Origin of the sequence: Variovorax flavidus (assembly GCF_030317145.1) — a bacterium.
Lineage (GTDB): Bacteria > Pseudomonadota > Gammaproteobacteria > Burkholderiales > Burkholderiaceae_C > Variovorax > Variovorax flavidus.
The window spans coordinates 847,397-865,238 of sequence record NZ_JASZYE010000001.1 but is presented as its reverse complement, the minus strand read 5'-3'; the positions used below and the strand labels follow the sequence as shown (position 1 = coordinate 865,238).

14 protein-coding genes are annotated in these 17,842 nt (G+C 66.4%); 9 read left to right on the top strand and 5 right to left on the bottom strand.

Going from position 1 to position 17,842, the window contains the following annotated elements:
- The first annotated feature begins 13 nt into the window (after window positions 1-13).
- The 4 genes from QTH90_RS04180 to def all read left to right on the top strand — a co-directional run bounded on the left by QTH90_RS04180 (window position 14) and on the right by def (window position 4,235).
- On the top strand, window positions 14-1,111 hold the full coding sequence (locus QTH90_RS04180; protein WP_286663259.1) for a cell division protein ZipA C-terminal FtsZ-binding domain-containing protein: 1,098 nt from the start codon (window positions 14-16) through the stop codon (window positions 1,109-1,111).
- Between the two features lie 8 nt (window positions 1,112-1,119).
- Window positions 1,120-3,213: an NAD-dependent DNA ligase LigA gene (ligA, locus tag QTH90_RS04175; protein WP_286663258.1), complete on the top strand. Its 2,094-nt coding sequence runs from the start codon at window positions 1,120-1,122 to the stop codon at window positions 3,211-3,213.
- Between the two features lie 74 nt (window positions 3,214-3,287).
- On the top strand, window positions 3,288-3,653 hold the full coding sequence (locus tag QTH90_RS04170; protein ID WP_286663257.1) for a hypothetical protein: 366 nt from the start codon (window positions 3,288-3,290) through the stop codon (window positions 3,651-3,653).
- 42 nt (window positions 3,654-3,695) lie between these two features.
- The gene (def, locus tag QTH90_RS04165) at window positions 3,696-4,235 is read left to right on the top strand and encodes a peptide deformylase (protein ID WP_286663256.1); all 540 of its coding nucleotides are present in this window, start codon (window positions 3,696-3,698) and stop codon (window positions 4,233-4,235) included.
- A 25-nt stretch (window positions 4,236-4,260) separates the two neighbouring features.
- Here the strand turns inward: def and QTH90_RS04160 are convergent, their stop codons facing one another.
- Window positions 4,261-4,665, bottom strand: a complete 405-nt coding sequence (locus QTH90_RS04160) for a DoxX family protein (protein WP_286663255.1) — start codon at window positions 4,663-4,665, stop codon at window positions 4,261-4,263.
- Window positions 4,666-4,823: 158 nt separating this feature from the next.
- On the opposite strand from QTH90_RS04160, the gene QTH90_RS04155 reads away from it, so the two are divergent.
- The 3 genes from QTH90_RS04155 to QTH90_RS04145 all read left to right on the top strand — a co-directional run bounded on the left by QTH90_RS04155 (window position 4,824) and on the right by QTH90_RS04145 (window position 7,991).
- Window positions 4,824-5,855 carry an amino acid ABC transporter substrate-binding protein gene (locus QTH90_RS04155; protein ID WP_286663254.1) on the top strand — a complete coding sequence of 344 codons (1,032 nt, stop codon included), beginning with the start codon at window positions 4,824-4,826 and terminating at the stop codon, window positions 5,853-5,855.
- 61 nt (window positions 5,856-5,916) lie between these two features.
- Entirely contained in the window at window positions 5,917-6,936 is a 1,020-nt protein-coding gene (locus tag QTH90_RS04150) for an amino acid ABC transporter permease (protein ID WP_286663253.1), read from the top strand.
- Window positions 6,933-7,991, top strand: coding sequence for an amino acid ABC transporter permease (locus tag QTH90_RS04145; protein WP_286663252.1), 1,059 nt, complete (start codon window positions 6,933-6,935; stop codon window positions 7,989-7,991). Before QTH90_RS04150 ends, QTH90_RS04145 begins: the two co-directional genes overlap by 4 nt.
- On the opposite strand, the gene QTH90_RS04140 is transcribed toward QTH90_RS04145, so the two are convergent.
- Genes QTH90_RS04140 through map form a run of 3 tightly spaced genes read right to left on the bottom strand, consistent with a single transcriptional unit; the run spans window position 7,988 to window position 11,842 of the window.
- Window positions 7,988-8,392: a PPC domain-containing DNA-binding protein gene (locus QTH90_RS04140; protein WP_286663251.1), complete on the bottom strand. Its 405-nt coding sequence runs from the start codon at window positions 8,390-8,392 to the stop codon at window positions 7,988-7,990. The genes QTH90_RS04145 and QTH90_RS04140 overlap by 4 nt on opposite strands.
- 10 nt (window positions 8,393-8,402) lie before the next feature.
- Window positions 8,403-10,991, bottom strand: coding sequence for a [protein-PII] uridylyltransferase (locus QTH90_RS04135; protein WP_286663250.1), 2,589 nt, complete (start codon window positions 10,989-10,991; stop codon window positions 8,403-8,405).
- 26 nt (window positions 10,992-11,017) lie between these two features.
- On the bottom strand, window positions 11,018-11,842 hold the full coding sequence (gene map, locus QTH90_RS04130; protein WP_286663249.1) for a type I methionyl aminopeptidase: 825 nt from the start codon (window positions 11,840-11,842) through the stop codon (window positions 11,018-11,020).
- 160 nt (window positions 11,843-12,002) lie between these two features.
- Here map and purL point away from each other — a divergent pair, with 160 nt between their 5' ends.
- Both purL and ygiD read left to right on the top strand, forming a co-directional pair.
- Entirely contained in the window at window positions 12,003-15,998 is a 3,996-nt protein-coding gene (purL, locus tag QTH90_RS04125; protein WP_353506602.1) for a phosphoribosylformylglycinamidine synthase, read from the top strand.
- Between the two features lie 68 nt (window positions 15,999-16,066).
- Window positions 16,067-16,921, top strand: a complete 855-nt coding sequence (gene ygiD, locus QTH90_RS04120; protein WP_286663247.1) for a 4,5-DOPA-extradiol-dioxygenase — start codon at window positions 16,067-16,069, stop codon at window positions 16,919-16,921.
- A gap of 63 nt (window positions 16,922-16,984) precedes the next feature.
- Here ygiD and QTH90_RS04115 read toward each other — a convergent pair whose 3' ends face one another.
- Window positions 16,985-17,770, bottom strand: coding sequence for a foldase protein PrsA (locus QTH90_RS04115; RefSeq protein WP_286663246.1), 786 nt, complete (start codon window positions 17,768-17,770; stop codon window positions 16,985-16,987).
- Window positions 17,771-17,842: the final 72 nt, after the last annotated feature.

Below are 17,842 nucleotides of genomic sequence, written 5' to 3'. Positions count from 1 at the left end.
GTCGACGCGGTCCATGAGCAGCCTCACCGTCGCCCTCGCCATTCTTGGCGGACTCGTCCTTGCCACCGTCGTCGGCTACAACGCCTGGACCTCGCACCGCAACGCTCCGCGTCAGCCGGACGCCAAGGACAGCGAGCCGCCCGACTCCGACATCCCGCAGCAGAAGGGCGACCAGGAGCCTGTGCTCCACGTCGATCCGCACCAGGTATCCGGCAACGAGCGGCACGAGCCGCTGTTCGACCCCGACCTGCCCGCGCCCACCGCATTGCCAGTGCCCACGGCAGACCGACGCGGCGGCCTCGATCCGCTGATCGACGTGATCGCGCCAGTGTCGCTCGACGGTCTTGCCTCGGGCGATGCCGCGATCGCCGCCATGCCCGCGACGCGACGCGCGGGCAGCAAGCCGGTGGCAGTCGAAGGCCTCAACGAACACACGGGCGAATGGGAGCCGGCGGTGCCGGGCCAGCGCTACGGCGCCTTCCAGGTCGGCGTGCAGATGGCCAATCGCACGGGCGCGCTCAACGAGATCGAGTACTCCGAATTCGTCGTCAAGGCGCAAGCCTTTGCCGATGCCGTCAACGGCGCACCGGAGTTCCCGGAGATGCTCGACGAAGTGGGGCGGGCCCGCGAACTCGACCAGTTCGCGAGTTCGCACGATGCCCAGTTGAGCTTCGTGCTGCGTGCACGGCATGCCGCGTGGAGTCCGGGTTACGTGCAGCAGAACGCCGCGCGGCTGGGCTTCGTGGCCGGCATCATTCCGGGGCGCATGGTGCTGCCCGCGGGCGAGGTGGGGTTGCCGCCGATCCTGGGCCTGTCCTTCGACACGCAGGCCGCATTGGCCGATGACCCGGCGCAATCCGCGATCCGCGAACTGACATTGAGCCTCGACGTACCCCAGGTCGACCGCAGCGAGCGGCCCTTCGAGCGCATGCGCGAAGCTGCTTCCACGCTCGCGCGCGAGATGGACGGCGTCGTCACCGACAGCGATGGGCAGCCTTTGCGCGACGAGACCATGGATGTGATCGGCGGCGACCTGGAGCAGCTTTACGACACGCTGGATTCGCGCGATCTTTCCGCCGGGTCACCTTTGGCACGTCGACTCTTCAGCTAGAGATCCCCATGACGACGAAGCACGAAGACGCGGCTCGCGAAGCCGCCGCATTGGGCGAGCAGCTGCACCGCCACGCTCATCTTTATTACGTGCTCGATGCGCCGGAGTTGCCGGACGCCGAGTACGACAAGCTCTTTCAGCGCCTGCAGGCGATCGAGGCCGAATACCCCGACCTGCGCACGCCCGATTCACCGACGCAGCGCGTGGGCGGCAAGCCGCTCGATGGCTTCGTCAAGGTGCGCCACAAGGTGCCGATGCTGTCGATACGGACCGAGACGGACATCACGCCGGCCGGTGCCAGCGCCTTCGACGCGCGCGTGCGCAAGGAACTCGGGCTCGCCGAGGACGCGCCGCAGGTCGAGTACGTCTGTGAACTCAAGTTCGACGGGCTGGCCCTCAACCTGCGCTACGAAGATGGCGTGCTGGTGCAGGCTGCGACGCGCGGCGACGGCGAGATCGGCGAGGAGGTCACCCAGAACATCCGCACAGTGCAGCAGATTCCGCTGCGGCTGCGGGGCGAGGCTTCGGAGATTCCGCCGGTTGTGGAAGTCCGCGGCGAGGTCTACATGCGGCGCGACGACTTCGACGCGCTCAACGAGCGCCAGCGCGAGAAGATCGCGGCGGGCCAGAAGAACGAGAAGGTGTTCGTGAACCCGCGCAACGCCGCGGCCGGCGCGGTGCGCCAGCTGGATCCGGCGATCGCGGCAAACCGGCCGTTGAGCTTCTTTGCGTATGGGCTCGGCGAAGTCACGCCGCCCGAACAGGGCGGCCCGACTTGCCCGACGCAGTTCGACTGGCTCCAACAGTTCCACGCCTGGGGATTTCCGGTCGCGACGCAGACCACGCGCGCGCGCGGCGCGATCGAGCTGATCGCGTTCCACGAGACGATGGGGCGCCAGCGCGATGCGCTGCCCTATGACATCGACGGGGTTGTCTACAAGGTCGACAGCCTCGAACTGCAGCGGCAACTCGGCTTCGTCTCACGCGAGCCGCGTTGGGCCGTGGCGCACAAGTACCCGGCGCAGGAGCAGCTCACGGAGGTGCTGGCCATCGAGGTGCAGGTGGGCCGCACCGGCAAGCTCACGCCGGTCGCCAAGCTGGCGCCCGTATTCGTGGGAGGGGTCACGGTGACCAACGCCACGCTGCACAACGAGGACGAAGCGCGGCGCAAGGACGTGCGTGTGGGCGACACGGTCATCGTGCGGCGCGCAGGCGACGTCATTCCCGAGGTGGTCGGCGTGCTGCCCGAAAGCGCGGCAAGGCCCGACGAGCAGCGCGGCCCGGTGTTCACCATGCCCCGCCAGTGCCCGGTCTGCGGGTCCGATGCCTTGCGCGAAGAGGGCGAGGTCGACTACCGCTGCACCGGCGGCCTGTTCTGCGGTGCACAACGCAAGGAAGCGATCCTTCATTTCGCGGCGCGGCGCGCACTCGACATCGAGGGCCTGGGCGACAAGCTGGTCGAGCAACTGGTCGACACCAACCTGATCCGCACGCTGCCCGATCTGTACAAGCTCGGCTTCAGCACGCTGGCGGGGCTGGACCGCATGGCCGACAAGTCGGCGAAAAACATCGTCGATGCACTGGAGGCTTCCAAGAAGACCACGCTGCCGCGCTTCCTGTTCGGCCTGGGCATTCGGCACATCGGCGAAAGCACCGCCAAGGATCTCGCCAAGCATTTCGGCAAGCTCGACGCGATCATGGACGCGACCGAGGAGCAGCTTCTCGAAGTCAATGACGTGGGACCAGTGGTCGCGACCAGCCTCCGGACATTCTTCGATCAGGCGCACAACCGTGAAGTCGTCGAGCAGCTGCGTGCGTGTGGCGTGCATTGGGAAGAGGGCGAACCTGCCGCGCGTGCCCCCCGACCGCTCGCGGGCAAGACCTTCGTGATCACCGGGACGCTTCCTACGCTGGGTCGCGACGAGGCCAAGGACAAACTGGAGTCGGCTGGTGCCAAGGTGGCTGGCTCCGTGAGCAAGAAGACAGACTTCGTGGTGGCCGGGGCTGAGGCAGGCAGCAAGCTCGACAAGGCGCGCGATCTGGGCGTAGCGGTGATCGACGAAGCCCGGATGCTCGAGATCCTCGAAAAAGGTCTACCGTAGAGCCTTCGGTATCTTCCCTGTCAACAACGCTGCCCACGGCCCGTTGAATGGGAGGATGACCCCAGGAGGCTCGAATGAACCGGATTCGTTCTCTGTCGGCCGGCATCGCCATCGGCGCTGCCGCTTTTCTGGGCGGCTGTGTTGCCCCGGGCCCGTACTACACCGGCACCTATCCCTACTACGTCGAGCCGGGACCGGTGGTCGTTTCGCCCTCGGTCTATGTCGCCGGAGGGTGCTGCTGGGGCAATTACTGGGGTGGCGGCTACTGGGGCGGCTATTGGGGACGTCCGGCCTACTGGGGTGGGTACTACGGGCGCCCCGGATACTACGGTCGCGGGGGTTACTACGGGTATCCGGGCTACTACGGCCGGTACGGTTACTACGGTGGCGCCTATGCGCGTGGCCCGGGCGTGTACGGCGGACGGGGCTGGAGACGTTAGACCTCGGCAGTCTTCGGTCGCAGGCCATCCGATAATGCCGCGATGGCCATTCGCGAAATCCTCAAGATGGGCGACCCCCGATTGCTGCGCGTTGCGCAGCCGGTCGCCGCTTTCGACACCGACGACCTCCACCTGCTCGTGCGGGACATGTTCGAGACCATGCATGTCGTGAACGGCGCCGGTCTGGCCGCGCCGCAGATCGGGGTGGACCAGCAAGTTGTGATCTTCGGCACCGATACCGTCAACCCGCGCTATCCGGACGCGCCGGTGGTGCCACGGACCGTGCTGGTCAATCCGGTCATCACGCCGATCGGCGCGGAGGAAGAGGAAGGCTGGGAAGGCTGTCTGTCGGTGCCGGGCCTGCGAGGCGTGGTGCCGCGCTTCGCCAACATCCGGTACACGGGCTTCGACCCCTATGGCGACCCGATCGACCGCACCGTGAGCGGGTTTCACGCCCGCGTCGTGCAACACGAGGTGGACCACCTGCTGGGCAAGCTGTATCCGATGCGGATGCGCGATTTCTCGCGCTTTGGCTACACCGAGGTCCTGTTTCCGGGCCTCGATGCGAGCGAGGACGACTGAGGTCGTCCCGCCTTCGGTTCCTGTTTCAGTTGTACTTGCCGCCGGTGCCCCCGACGCTGAAGCGGCCGGCGCCGAGGAAGGCGCATGCCAATGCGGCGAACAGGAACATGCCTTGCAGTTCCAGGGCCCAGCCGCCGGTCTTGCCGAGCGATCCGATGTCCTTGAGATGCACGAGCCAGATGGCGACCAGCATGTTGATGACCGTGATCCAGGCGGCCGGTCGCGTGTAGATGCCGACGATCAGCAGGACCGGTGCAACGATCTCGCCGACAAAGACCAGATAGGCCAGCGCACCGGGCAGGCCATGTGACGTGAGCATGCCGGCGATACCGCCGACCCCGCCGGTGATCTTGGAGATGCCGTGCAACAGGATCAGGATGCCGAGGGCGAGGCGCAGAACGAGTTTGCCGGTGTCGTCGGAGCGGATCATGAGAAAGCCTTTCAGTTGAAAAAACAGGCGCGATTGTGGTCGATAAGGAGGGCGTTTCGCTGAATTTGCTTCCTACCGGAGGTTCTTTGGCAGACTCCGGCACCCGCCCGTAAACTGCCCGCTGCTTCCATTTCGAAGAGAGAGAAGAGGATCCCAGAATGAATCAACGCATCCGTCCGGCGCTTGCCGCTGTCGCCACCGTCCTGGCCTTTGCGGCCGCACCGGCCTTTGCGGGCAAGACCCTCGACGCCGTCAAGCAGCGCGGTACCGTCAAATGCGGCGTGACCAATGGCGTGGCCGGCTTCTCGGCGCCCGACACGCAGGGCAACTGGTCGGGGCTCGATGTCGACACCTGCCGCGCCATCGCGGCGGCGGTGCTGGGCGACGGCAAGAAGGTGGAGTTCGTGCCGCTCAATTCGCAGCAGCGCTTCTCGGCCCTGCAAGCCGGCGAAATCGATATCCTGGCGCGCAACACCACGTGGACGCTGACGCGCGATGCATCGCTCGGCTTCCATTTCACGACCATCACCTACTACGACGGGCAGGGCTTCCTCGTGCCGAAGAAGATCAAGGTGACCAGCGCCAAGCAACTCAAGAACGCCACCATCTGCACGCAGTCGGGCACCACCAACGAGAAGAATGTCGCCGACTATTTCAAGGCGCAGAACATCCCGGTGAAGACGGTCGTGTTCGAGAGCTTCGAAGCCTCGTTCAAGGCCTTCTTCGCAGGCCGTTGCCAGGCCTTCACGACGGACACCTCGGCGCTGGCAGGCCTGCGCAACAAGGAAGCGCCCAATCCGGACGACTACGTCATCCTGCCCGAGCTGATCTCGAAGGAGCCCCTCGCACCGCTGGTGCGCCGCGGCGACGACGAGTGGTTCGCCATTGCCAAGTGGGTGCCCAATGTGCTGATCGAGGCCGAGGAGTACGGCATCACGCAGGGAAACATCGACGAGCTCAAGGCCGCCAGCAAGGACCCTGCCCAACAGCGCCTGGTCGGCACTGGCGATGACCTGGGCAAGCTGCTGGGCCTGGACAAGGACTGGTCCTACCGCGCGATCAAGGCGGTGGGCAACTACGGCGAGGTCTTCGAGCGCAATGTCGGACCGAAGTCGGTGCTCAAGCTGCCGCGCGGATCGAACAATCTGTGGAACAAGGGCGGCCTGATGTACGGATTGCCGGTTCGATGAGCGCGGCGCCGGGCCGCCCCAAGCGAGCTCGCACCCCCTCGGGGGGCAGCGAGGACACGAAGTGCCGAACGCGGGAGTAGGCAGTCCGGCGCCCAGCGGGCGCCGCGCCGTCTGGCTGGCCTGGGCGGCTCAGGCTTTGCTGATTGCGGCCGTCGCGGGCGGCGCTTTCTGGCTAGTTCACCATGCACTGGAAGTGCTGCGCGCGCGCGGTGTGCGCTCCGGGTTCGACTTTCTTCTGCAGCCCGCGGGATTCGAGATCTCCGAAGGCTGGCTCGACTTCCACTCGGGCCAGCCGTACTGGCGCGCGTTCCTCGCCGGGCTGATCAATACGGTTCGCGCCGCCGTCCCGGCGGCCGTGATGGCGGTGCTGCTGGGCACGCTGATCGGCATCGGCCGCCTCGCGCCCCATGTGCTGGTGCGAGGCCTCTGCGGTGCCTACGTGGAGACGGTGCGCAATGTTCCGCTGCTCGTGCAGTTGCTGATGCTGTACTTCGCGCTGACGCAATTGCTGCCTGATTCCACCGAACCGCTCGAACTGCTGCCTGGTTTCTGGCTCAGCAAGGGAGGTCTCTCGATGCCGTGGCCGGTCGCGGAGGAGGGGGCCGTGTGGCCCAGCCACTTCGAATGGCCCGAGCGCGGCAGCTTCAACGTGAGCGGCGGCGCGGCGTTGAGTCCGGAATACCTCGCGGTCGTGATCGCGCTGGGGCTCTACACCGCCGCCTTCGTCGCGGAAATCGTGCGTGCCGGGATCACCTCTGTGTCGCAGGGCCAGAAGCTTGCGGCGCAGGCGCTCGGCCTGTCGCCGTGGCAGCAACTGCGCCTGGTGGTCATGCCCCAGGCCTTGCGCGTGATCGTGCCGGCGCTGACCAACCAATTGCTGAGTTTGACGAAGAACTCGTCGCTGGCCGTGGCGGTAGGCTATCCGGAGCTGGTGTCGATCGCCAACACCTCGCTCAATTCGACGGGACGCGCCTTTGAATGCATCGCCGTGATCATGGTGGTGTATCTCGCGCTGTCGCTTCTCATCTCGGGCGGAATGAATCGCTACAACGCGCGCGTCGCGCTGAGAGGCTGGCGTTGATCGGCGCGGCACGCCCGGCCATCGCATGGCGCAAGGAGCTGTGGGGCTCGCCGGTTCGCGCGGTGTCGACGGTCCTGCTGATGCTCCTGTTCGTCTGGGCCGGGTATCACGCGGTGGAGTGGGCGGTGTTGCATGCGGTATTCCGTCCCGATGCGGAGGCGTGCCGTGCTGTGCAGCATGGCGCTTGCTGGGGCGTGATCGCAGAGAAATGGCGGCCGATCCTGTTCGGCCGCTACCCCTATGACGACCAATGGCGCCCGGCCATCGCCGTCACCGTGCTGTCGCTGACCACCATGCTCAGCGCCTGGCCGCGCACCTGGCGCTGGTGGCTGCTGCCGCTGTGGGCCGTGGTGCTTGCGCTGTTTGTCGTGATGATGCGAGGCGGAGTCCTTGGCCTGGATCTGGTGCCGACCAATCGCTGGGGTGGCTTGCCGCTGACCATCGGGCTGGCCGTGGTCGGGTTGGCCCTAGCTTTTCCGCTGGCGCTGTTGCTGGCGCTGGGCCGGCGTTCGCAATGGCCGGTGGTTCGAACGCTCTGCGCGACCTACATCGAACTGGTGCGCGGCGTGCCGCTCATCTCGGTCCTGTTCATGGCCTCGTTCCTCTTGCCGCTGCTGTGGCCGGCGGGATGGCAGCCCGACGTGCTGCTGCGCGTGCTCGCCGGCCTGTCGCTGTTTGTCGCGGCGTACCTCGCCGAGATCATCCGCGGTGGCTTGCAGGCGGTGCCGCGCGGACAGACGGAGGTCGCCATGGCGCTCGGATTCGGGCGCTGGCCGGTGCAGCGCGACATCGTCCTGCCGCAGGCGCTGCGCCTCGTCGTTCCGGCGCTGACCAACAACGTGGTCGGCACCCTGAAGGACACCTCGCTCGTCACCGTGGTGGGACTGTTCGAGCTGACGGGCGCTCTCGGCCTCGCGCTCGGCGGGGACCCGACCTGGCGGCCGTTCTACCTCGAGGGCTATCTGTTCATTGCGCTGGTCTACTGGGTGCTTTGCTTCGGCCTGTCGCGTTACAGCGTGTGGCTGGAGCGGCGGCTGGCGGCAGGGCGCGACTAGCGGCCTTCGACTTTGCGGATGGCCAGTTCCGCGTAGCCGGTCGCGCGATTGAATTCGCGGGCCAATCGCCATTCCGGCAGCCACGCGACCAGCACTTCGGCGGTCGTGCGCACCAAGCAGCCGGGCGCGACATGGCCGCCGAACACGCTGCCCCGCGCATCGGCGACGCTCATGTGCAGGTGCGAGCCATCGGGCGACAGCGTGCCGGTGAGTGTGAGGATTTCCAGGTCGCCGGTGAGCGACTCCGGCGCCTCGACGCCGGCAAAGCGCAGGCGTGCGGCGCTCAGGCTGCCGACACCTGCAACGACGAATGCGGCGGTGCAGCCCCGTGATGCCAGCGCCGCGTCCAGCGCATGACGGAGGTCGTCGCCGGGATTCAGGCGCAGCGGTGTCGCATCCAAGACCTGCTCCTCAGGCGGCCAGTGCGTCGAGCAGCTCCGTCTCGATCGCCAGTTGGGCCCGCTGCCCCTGCAACTCCGGCCCGCTGATCAGGAAGGTGTCTTCGACTCGCTCCCCGAGCGTCGTGATCTTGGCGAGTTGAAGGTTCAGATGGTGCCGCGCCAGGACGCGTGCGACCGAATACAGCAAGCCCGCCCGGTCGCTCGCCGAGATGCTGAGCAGCCAGCGCTGCGCCTTTTCGTCGGGCAGCAGGCTGATGCGCGGCTTGATGGGGAAACTGCGCACCCGGCGCGAAACGCGGCCCTTGCTCGGCGCGGGCAGGGGCCCCGCTTCCGTCAGCGTCTTGGTCAGGCCGGCCTCGACCATGTTGATCAGGTCGCGGTAGTGCTCGGGAATGAAGGTGGTGACCACCTGGAAGGTGTCGAGCGCGAAACCATTGCTCGCGGTGTGCACCTTGGCATCCAGGATGCTGAACGACGACTGGTCGAAGTAGCCGCAGATGCGCACGAACAGATCGGGCTGGTCAGGCGTATAGACCACGACCTGCAGGCCTTCGCCAACGGGCGACAGCCGGGCGCGCACGACGGGCGGCGTATGCGGATCGATCGGCACCCCCGGATGCGGCACGTGGCGCGACAGCTGCTTGGCGTGCCACGCGATCTCCGACGCGTCGTGGCGCATGAAGTAGCCCACGTCGAGCGTGCCCCACAGCGCCTTGTGTGCGTCCAGCGGCTCGGCATGCAGCGCGAGTTGCACCAGGGCCTCGCGCTTGCGCGATTCGATCTCCGCGCCAGGGTCGGGCATGCGCCCGCCGAAGGCGCGCAAGGTGTAGCGGTAGAGGTCTTCGAGGAGCTTGCCTTTCCACGCGTTCCACACGCGCGGCGAGGTGCCCCGGATGTCGGCGATCGTGAGCAGGTAAAGGGCGGTGAGGTAGCGCTCGTTGCCGACCCGCTTGGCGAAGGCGCTGATGACCTCCGGGTCGCCCAGATCCTGCTTCTGCGCTACCTGGCTCATCACCAGGTGCTCCGAAACCAGGAACTCGATCAGCTTGGCGTCTTCGCGCGCAATCTCGTGCTGCCGGCAAAAGCGCCGGACGTCGCGTGCGCCCAGCGTCGAATGGTCGCCGCCGCGGCCCTTGGCGATGTCGTGAAAGAGGGCTGCGATGTACAGGATCCACGGCTTGTCCCAGCCGGCTGCGAGCTGCGAGCAGAACGGGTACTCGTGCGCGTGCTCGGCGATGAAGAAGCGGCGGACGTTGCGCACCACCATCAGGATGTGCTGGTCGACCGTGTAGACGTGGAACAGGTCATGCTGCATCTGCCCCACGATGCTGCGGAAGACGCGGAGATAGCGCCCCAGCACCGACGTCTGGTTCATGAGCCGCAGCGCATGCGTGATGCCGCGCGGTTGCAGCAGCATGCGCATGAAGGTCATGTGGTTCACGCGGTCGTTGCGAAACTTGCTGTCCATGACGTGGCGCGCGTTGTAGAGCGCTCGCAGCGTTCGGGCCGAGAGCCCGTTGACGCCGATGGTCTTCTGGTAGAGCAGGAAAGTCTCGAGGATCGCGTGCGGATCCTTCACGTAGAGGTCGTCGCTCGCCACCTCGATCAGCCCGGCCTTCTCGAAGAAGCGCTCGTTGATGGGCGTCGGTTCCTCGGCTTGCGGCTGCAGGCGATCGGCGATGTTGAGCAGCAGGATCTGGTTGAGCTGCGTGACGGCCTTGGCCGCCCAGTAGTAGCGGCGCATCAGCGCCTCGCTGGCCTTGCGCTGCGATTCGCCGACATAGCCGAAGGTGGCGGCCACGGCGGTCTGCAGGTCGAACACCAGCCGGTCTTCGCGCCGGTTGGCGGTGACGTGCAGCCGGGCGCGGATCAGGCTCAGCAACGCCTCGTTGCGCTTGATCTGCTGGATCTCGAAGGTGGTGGCGAGTCCGTTCTTCGCGAGGTCGTCCCAACGGTTGCCGAAACCGGCGGCCTTGGTCATCCACAGGATGGTCTGCAGGTCGCGCAGGCCGCCGGGCGATTCCTTGCAGTTGGGTTCGAGCGCGTAGGGCGTGTTCTCGAACTTCTGGTGCCGGTGGCGCATCTCCTGCGCCTTGGCGGTGAAGAAGGCCTGAGGGTCGATGGCCGCCAGGAAGCTCTTGCGGAAGCTGGCGTAGAGCTTCTTGTCGCCGACGACCAGGCGCGATTCGAGCAGCGAGGTCTGAACCGTCACGTCCTTGGCCGCCTCGGCCAGGCATTCGTCGACCGTGCGGACGCTGGAGCCGATCTCGAGGCCGGCATCCCAGCAGTGGCCGATAAAGGCTTCGAGCCGGGCCGGGTCGATGTCCGCGCCGTGCCCCTCGGGCAACAGCAGCAGCACGTCGACGTCCGAATAGGGGAAGAGTTCGCCCCGCCCGAAACCGCCGACCGCGACCAGCGCGAGCTGGCTGCCGAATCCGGCGTCCGACCAGAGCGCGTTCAGCGTCTCGTCGGCCAGGGCCGCGAGCTGGCGCAGCACCGTGTGGACGCTGCGTGTGGGCGCGCGTGCGCTGCGCAGCTGGTCGAACAGGGCCAGCTTGTGCGTCCGGTAGGCGTCACGCAACGATGGGATGTCCACCATGAGCGCCCTGAGAGGCCGGCGCCGCGTCAAGCCGCGGCGCTGACGAACGCGGGGGGCGGCGGGCTGCCCGCCGACAGCGTGAGCACTTCGTAGCCGGTGTCGGTGACCAGCACCGTGTGCTCCCACTGCGCCGACAGCGAATGGTCGCGCGTGACGATGGTCCAGCCGTCGTACTGTCCGCCCTTGGCGTCTTCCTTGATGTCGCGCTTGCCGGCGTTGATCATCGGCTCGATGGTGAAGGTCATGCCGGGCTTGAGTTCCTCGAGGGTGCCGGGCCTGCCGTAGTGCAGCACCTGCGGCTCTTCATGAAAGCCACGGCCGATGCCGTGGCCGCAGAACTCGCGCACCACCGAGAACCCGTTGCTCTCGGCAAAACGCTGGATCGCGAAGCCGATGTCCCCCAGGCGTGCGCCCGGCTTGACCTTGACGATGCCGTGCCACATCGCGTCGTAGGTGAACGCGCACAGGCGCTTGGCCGCGATGGACGCGTCGCCGACGACGAACATGCGGCTGGTGTCGCCGTGCCAGCCGTCCTTGATGACGGTGATGTCGCAGTTGACGATGTCGCCCTTCTTGAGCGGCTTGTCGTTCGGGATGCCGTGGCACACCACGTGGTTGACCGAGGTGCAGATCGACTTGGGGTAGGGCACGCTGCTGGCGCCCATGTAGTTCAGCGGCGCCGGGATCGCGCCCTGGACCTGCGTGATGTAGTCGTGGGCGAGCTTGTCGATTTCGTTGGTGGTCACGCCGGGCTTGATGTGCGGGGTGATGTAGTCCAGCACTTCGGAGGCGAGGCGGCACGCCACGCGCATGCCGGCCACGCCTTCGGCGTCTTTGTAGGTAATGCTCATGCCCGGAATTATCCCATCCGGGCCGCTAAAATTCAGGGTTAGCGCGGATGGCCCCAGTCAGCGGCCGCCGCCTCGATCTCTTCATTCTCAACGCGGCCACCCGGCCGATCCGACTGTGACGTTGCCCGTGAATCCGCTCTCTCATTCCGCGACCCCTGTGGTGACTTTCTTCGAGGGCGGCAGCGCGCTCAGCGAGTTCCGGGCCCGCCAGCTCCTGCCCCGGCTGCAGGCCGTCGATCCGCGCATCGAGGGCCTGAGCGCCCGCTTCGTGCATCTGGTTGTCACTGAGACGGCGCTGGACGCGGCCGGTCAAGAGCGCTTCGCCGCGCTGCTGGGCTATGGCGAACCCTTCGCCGCGCCGGCCAGGCCGGGCCCGACCATCGTCGTCACCCCGCGGCTGGGCACCGTCTCGCCCTGGGCGTCCAAGGCGACCGACATTGCCCACAATTGCGGCCTCGCGCTGCGCCGCGTTGAGCGGGTGACCGAATACCACCTGAGCCTGAAGGCGCCGCTGCTCGACAAGGCCCTGGGCAAGACCGCCACGCTGGAAGGCGAGAAACTCGCCGCCATCGGCGATCTGCTGCACGACCGCATGACCGAATCGGTCCTGGCCCAGCTCGATCAGGCCGCCAACCTCTTCGCCGAGCTGCCGGCGCAGCCGATGGCGCAGGTCGACGTGCAGGGCGGCGGGCGTGCGGCGTTGGTCGAGGCCAACAGGAATTTCGGCCTTGCACTGGCGGAGGACGAGATCGACTACCTGGTCGACGCCTTCACCCGCCTCGGCCGCAACCCGAGCGATGTCGAGCTCATGATGTTTGCGCAGGCGAACAGCGAGCACTGCCGGCACAAGATCTTCAACGCCGACTTCATCATCGACGGCCAGGCGCAGCCGCATAGCCTGTTCTCGATGATCCGGCACACCGAGCGCCAGAACCCGCAGCACACGGTCATCGCCTACGCCGACAACGCTTCGGTGATGGAAGGCACGCAGATCGAGCGCTTCGTGGCTGCGTCGGATTCCGGTAGCTACGAGAAGCAGGACGCCCTGAGCCACGTGCTCATGAAGGTCGAGACGCACAACCATCCGACGGCGATCTCTCCCTTCCCGGGCGCGTCGACCGGCGCGGGCGGCGAGATCCGTGACGAAGGCGCCACCGGGCGAGGCTCGAAGCCCAAGGCCGGCCTGACCGGCTTCACGGTCTCGAAGCTCTGGCCGGAAGAAGGCAGCTACGGCAAGCCGGGCCACATCGCCAGCCCGCTGCAGATCATGACGGAGGGCCCTCTGGGCGGCGCGGCCTTCAACAACGAATTCGGCCGCCCCAACCTCCTGGGCTACTTTCGCGAATACGAACAGGCCATCCGCAGCGACGGGGACACGGTACAGCGCGGCTATCACAAGCCGATCATGATCGCGGGCGGGCTCGGCAGCATCGACGCCAAGCAGACCAAGAAAATCCAGTTTCCGGCCGGTGCCTTGCTGATCCAGCTCGGCGGACCCGGCATGCGCATCGGCATGGGCGGCAGCGCTGCCAGCTCGATGGCCACGGGCGCCAACGCGGCCGAACTGGACTTCGACTCCGTGCAACGCGGCAACCCCGAAATCGAACGCCGTGCGCAGGAGGTGATTAACCATTGCTGGCAGCAAGGCGATGGGAACCCCATCCTCGCGATTCACGACGTGGGCGCCGGCGGCCTGAGCAATGCCTTCCCAGAACTCACCAACGATGCCGGCCGGGGCGCACGCTTCGACTTGCGCGCCGTCCCGCTCGAGGAGTCAGGGATGGCGCCGAAGGAAATCTGGTGCAACGAAAGCCAGGAGCGCTATGTGCTGGCCATCGCACCCGAATCGCTCGAGCAGTTCCGGGCCTTCTGCGAGCGTGAGCGCTGCCCCTTTTCGGTCGTGGGTGTCGCGACCGAGGCCCGCCAGCTGCTCGTGGCCGACGAAGGCGCCGAGGCGCAGCCGGTCGACATGCCAATGGACGTGCTGTTGGGCAAGCCGCCCAAGATGCTGCGCGACGTGAAAACCGTCGAGCGCCGCTTCGAGCCGCTGGACCTCACGGGCGTGGACCTGCAGAAGGCCGCGATCGACGTGCTGTCGCATCCCACCGTTGCATCCAAGCGCTTCCTCATCACGATCGGCGACCGCACCGTGGGTGGCCTCAGCCACCGCGACCAGATGGTCGGCCCCTGGCAGGTGCCCGTGGCCGATTGCGCCGTGACGCTGGCCGACTACAAGGGTTTCGCCGGCGAGGCCATGAGCATGGGCGAGCGCACGCCGCTCGCAGCCCTCGACGCGCCGGCCTCGGGCCGCATGGCGGTGGGCGAGGCCATCACCAACCTGCTGGCGGCGCCGATCGAGTTGTCGAGAGTCAAGCTGTCGGCCAACTGGATGGCTGCCTGCGGCGAGCCGGGCGAGGACGCCGCACTCTACGAGACCGTCAAGGCGGTGGGCCTGGAGCTGTGCCCGGCGCTCGGCATTTCGATCCCGGTCGGCAAGGATTCGCTGTCGATGCGCACGCAATGGCAAGACGGCGGCGAGCAGAAGAAGGTCACGTCTCCCGTCAGCCTGATCGTGAGTGCCTTTGCTACGCTGGCGGACGTGCGCGGCACGCTCACGCCGCAGCTCGATACCAACGAGCCGGACACCACGCTGGTGCTGGTCGACCTCGGCCGTGGCCAACACCGCATGGCGGGAAGCATCCTGGCGCAGACGCTGGCGCAGAGCGGCGATACGGTCCCCGACCTGGACGATCCGCAAGACCTCGTCAAGCTGGTCGCGGCGGTCAACGCGTTGCGCGCCGAAGGCAAGATCCTCGCCATGCACGACCGCAGCGACGGCGGCCTGTTCGCGGCCGCGTGCGAGATGGCCTTTGCCGGACATGTCGGCGTGGCGCTCAATGTCGATCTTCTCGTCACCGAGGGCGACGGCATCAGCGACAGCCGGGCCGAGTACGGTGACGCAAAGAACTGGGCCGGACAGGTCAGCGGCCGCCGCGAGGAGCTCACGCTCAAGGCGCTTTTCAACGAAGAGCTCGGCATGCTGCTCCAGGTTCGGACCGCTGAACGCAACGAGGTCATGCAGACCCTGCGCGCGCACGGCCTGAGCACGCACAGCCACTTCGTCGGCAAGACGCGTCCCGCCAGCTCGGCCATGGACGCAGGCAAAGGCAAGGTCGAGGTGTGGCGCGACGCCAAGTCCGTCTTCAGCGCCAACCTCAGCGACCTGCATCAGGTCTGGGATTCCGTCAGCTGGAAGATCTGCCGGGAGCGGGACAACCCCGAATGCGCGGATGCCGAACACGGCGCGGCTGGCGATCCGCAGGATCCTGGCGCGCATGTGGTGCTGGCGGACGGCGTGACGGAAAACGTCGCAGCGCCTTTCCTGAATCTCGCCAGGCCCAAGGTCGCGATCCTGCGGGAGCAGGGTGTCAATTCGCACGTCGAGATGGCTTACGCCTTCACAGAGGCGGGCTTCGAGGCCTTCGACGTCCACATGACCGATCTGCAGACGGGCAGGGCGGACCTGGCCGATTTCAAGGGCGTGGTCGCCTGCGGCGGCTTCAGCTACGGCGACACCCTGGGCGCCGGCATCGGCTGGGCGCGCAGCATCACCTTCAATCCGAAGCTGGCGGAGCAATTCAAGGGTTTCTTCGGACGGGCCGACACCTTCGGGCTCGGCGTCTGCAACGGCTGCCAGATGTTCGCTGAGCTGGCCGACATCATCCCCGGTGCCGAAGCCTGGCCGCGCTTCACGACCAACCAGAGCGAGCGCTTCGAGGCGCGGCTGTCGATGGTCGAAGTGCTCGATTCGCCCAGCCTGTTCTTCGCAGGCATGGCCGGCAGTCGCCTGCCGATCGCAGTGGCGCATGGCGAGGGCTACGCCAACTTCAAGCACCGTGGCGACCCGGCCAAAGCCATCGCGGCGATGCGTTTCGTCGACAACCACGGCCAGACGACCGAGCGCTACCCGTTCAACCCCAACGGCAGTGCGGGCGGTCTCACTTCCGTGACCACCGCTGACGGCCGCTTCACGGCGCTGATGCCGCACCCCGAACGCGTGTTCCGCAACATCCAGATGAGCTGGACCTCGGGGGACCGCAGCAAACTCAGTCCGTGGATGCGAATCTGGCGCAACGCGCGCAAGTGGGTGGCGTGATCGACGCGGGGATCCGTCGGCGCGGCATGCTCCGCGCGGGTGCTCTGTTGGGAAGCGCACTGGCAGGCATGACATCCTTGTCCAGTGCAGGTGAAGCGTTCGGGTCGCTGAAGAAGTCGCCGCGCATGCCGGTCCTGTTCGTCGGCCACGGCAGTCCGATGAATGCCATCGGCGACAACGCCTACCGCCGCAGTTGGCAGGCGCTTGGCACCGACTTCGGCAGGCGGTATCCCAAGCCCCAGCTCGTCCTCTGCGTTTCCGCGCACTGGCTGACGCGCGGCGGGTGGTATCTCACGGGCATGGCAAAGCCGAGAACCATCCATGACTTCGGAGGCTTTCCCCAGGAACTCTTCGACCAGCAATACCCTGCGCCCGGTGCGCCAGCCGCGGCCGCGGAAATCGCGCAAGCCGTTCGCCAGCCGCTGAGCGGCTCAGCGCTCGGCCTTGACGCGTCCGAATGGGGTTTCGACCACGGGACATGGTCCGTGTTGAAGCCGATGTTTCCCCAGGCCGATATCCCGGTCATGCAATTGAGCATGGACTACAGCCGCTCGCCGGTCGAGCACTACAGGATCGGGCAACAGCTCAAGGCGCTGCGAGAGCGCGGCGTGCTGATCGTCGGCAGCGGCAACATCGTGCACAACCTGCGTGCCACGCGGCGTGACGCATCGCCGAACCAGGCGTACGACTGGGCGATCGAGTTCGACCGGATCGTCGGCGGGCAACTGAAGAACGGGCAATTGGCGGCGTTGCCGGACTTCAAGAGCCTGGGCACCGTCCCGACCCAGGCGCATCCGACGCATGATCACTACCTTCCATTGCTGTACGCGGCTGGTGCCGTCGACGACAAGGAAGCTCCGCGCTTTTTCAACGCTGATTTCCAATCGGCTTCGATCTCGATGCGATCCGTCGTTTGGGGCTGAGCCGAGGCAATAAAAAAGCGGCCCAGGGGCCGCTTTTTTGCATTTCCAGAAGCACTGCTGGAGTTATTCGACCTTTGCCTTGGCGCGCAGGTCTTCCTGGTACTTTTGCAGGCGTTGCTGTTGCAGCTGCTGCGTGATCTGCGGCTTGACCTCTTCAAGCTTGGGCAGTTGAGCCTGACGAATGTCGTCCACGCGGATGATGTGATAGCCGAATTGCGACTTGACCGGCGCAGCCGTCGTCTCGCCCTTCTTGAGCTTGATCATCGCTTCGGAGAACTCGGGCACGAAGCTCGCGGGGGCGGCCCAGTCCAGATCGCCACCGTTCGCGCCCGATCCCGGGTCCTTGCTTTGCTTCTTGGCGATGTCTTCGAACTTCGCGCCCTTCTTGAGGTCGGCGAGGATCTTCTTGGCTTCGTCTTCCGTGGCGACCAGGATGTGGCGAGCCTTGAATTCCTTGCCACTGTTGGCGGCGACGAACTTGTCGTACTCGGCCTGAACGTCGGCGTCGGAGACGGCGTTGGTCTTGCGGAAATTCTCGAACAGCTGGCGGATCAGGATGGCCTGGCGGGCGAGTTCGAGCTGGTTCTTGTAGTCGTCGGAGGCGTCCAGGCCTTGCTTCTGGGCCTCTTGCATGAAGACTTCACGGGCAATCACTTCCTCGCGCAACTGGCTTTGCATCTCGGGCGTGACCGGGCGACCCGCCGCAGCGAGTTGCTGGGCCAGCACGTCCATGCGTGCCTTCGGCACCGGCTTGCCGTTGACGATGGCCGCGTTCTGCGCAAAGGCAGCGACGGGCAGGGCGCCAACGAGTACGGCGGCCGCGAAGGCCTGCAAGATGTGTTTCTTCATAGAGGGAGCCTCGGTCCTGGAGGAGAAAACGCGCAGTTGTTTTTGAAAAGCGCTTGTATTGAAAACGGGGGG

Bases quoted from the DNA above. Each gene is read 5' to 3' on its own strand.
- QTH90_RS04135 (WP_286663250.1), bottom strand. From the start codon at position 10,991: ATGGTGGACATCCCATCGTTGCGTGACGCCTACCGGACGCACAAGCTG.
- ygiD (WP_286663247.1), top strand. From the start codon at position 16,067: ATGACATCCTTGTCCAGTGCAGGTGAAGCGTTCGGGTCGCTGAAGAAG.
- map (WP_286663249.1), bottom strand. From the start codon at position 11,842: ATGAGCATTACCTACAAAGACGCCGAAGGCGTGGCCGGCATGCGCGTG.
- QTH90_RS04115 (WP_286663246.1), bottom strand. From the start codon at position 17,770: ATGAAGAAACACATCTTGCAGGCCTTCGCGGCCGCCGTACTCGTTGGC.
- QTH90_RS04170 (WP_286663257.1), top strand. From the start codon at position 3,288: ATGAACCGGATTCGTTCTCTGTCGGCCGGCATCGCCATCGGCGCTGCC.
- ligA (WP_286663258.1), top strand. From the start codon at position 1,120: ATGACGACGAAGCACGAAGACGCGGCTCGCGAAGCCGCCGCATTGGGC.
- QTH90_RS04180 (WP_286663259.1), top strand. From the start codon at position 14: ATGAGCAGCCTCACCGTCGCCCTCGCCATTCTTGGCGGACTCGTCCTT.
- QTH90_RS04160 (WP_286663255.1), bottom strand. From the start codon at position 4,665: ATGATCCGCTCCGACGACACCGGCAAACTCGTTCTGCGCCTCGCCCTC.
- QTH90_RS04155 (WP_286663254.1), top strand. From the start codon at position 4,824: ATGAATCAACGCATCCGTCCGGCGCTTGCCGCTGTCGCCACCGTCCTG.
- def (WP_286663256.1), top strand. From the start codon at position 3,696: ATGGCCATTCGCGAAATCCTCAAGATGGGCGACCCCCGATTGCTGCGC.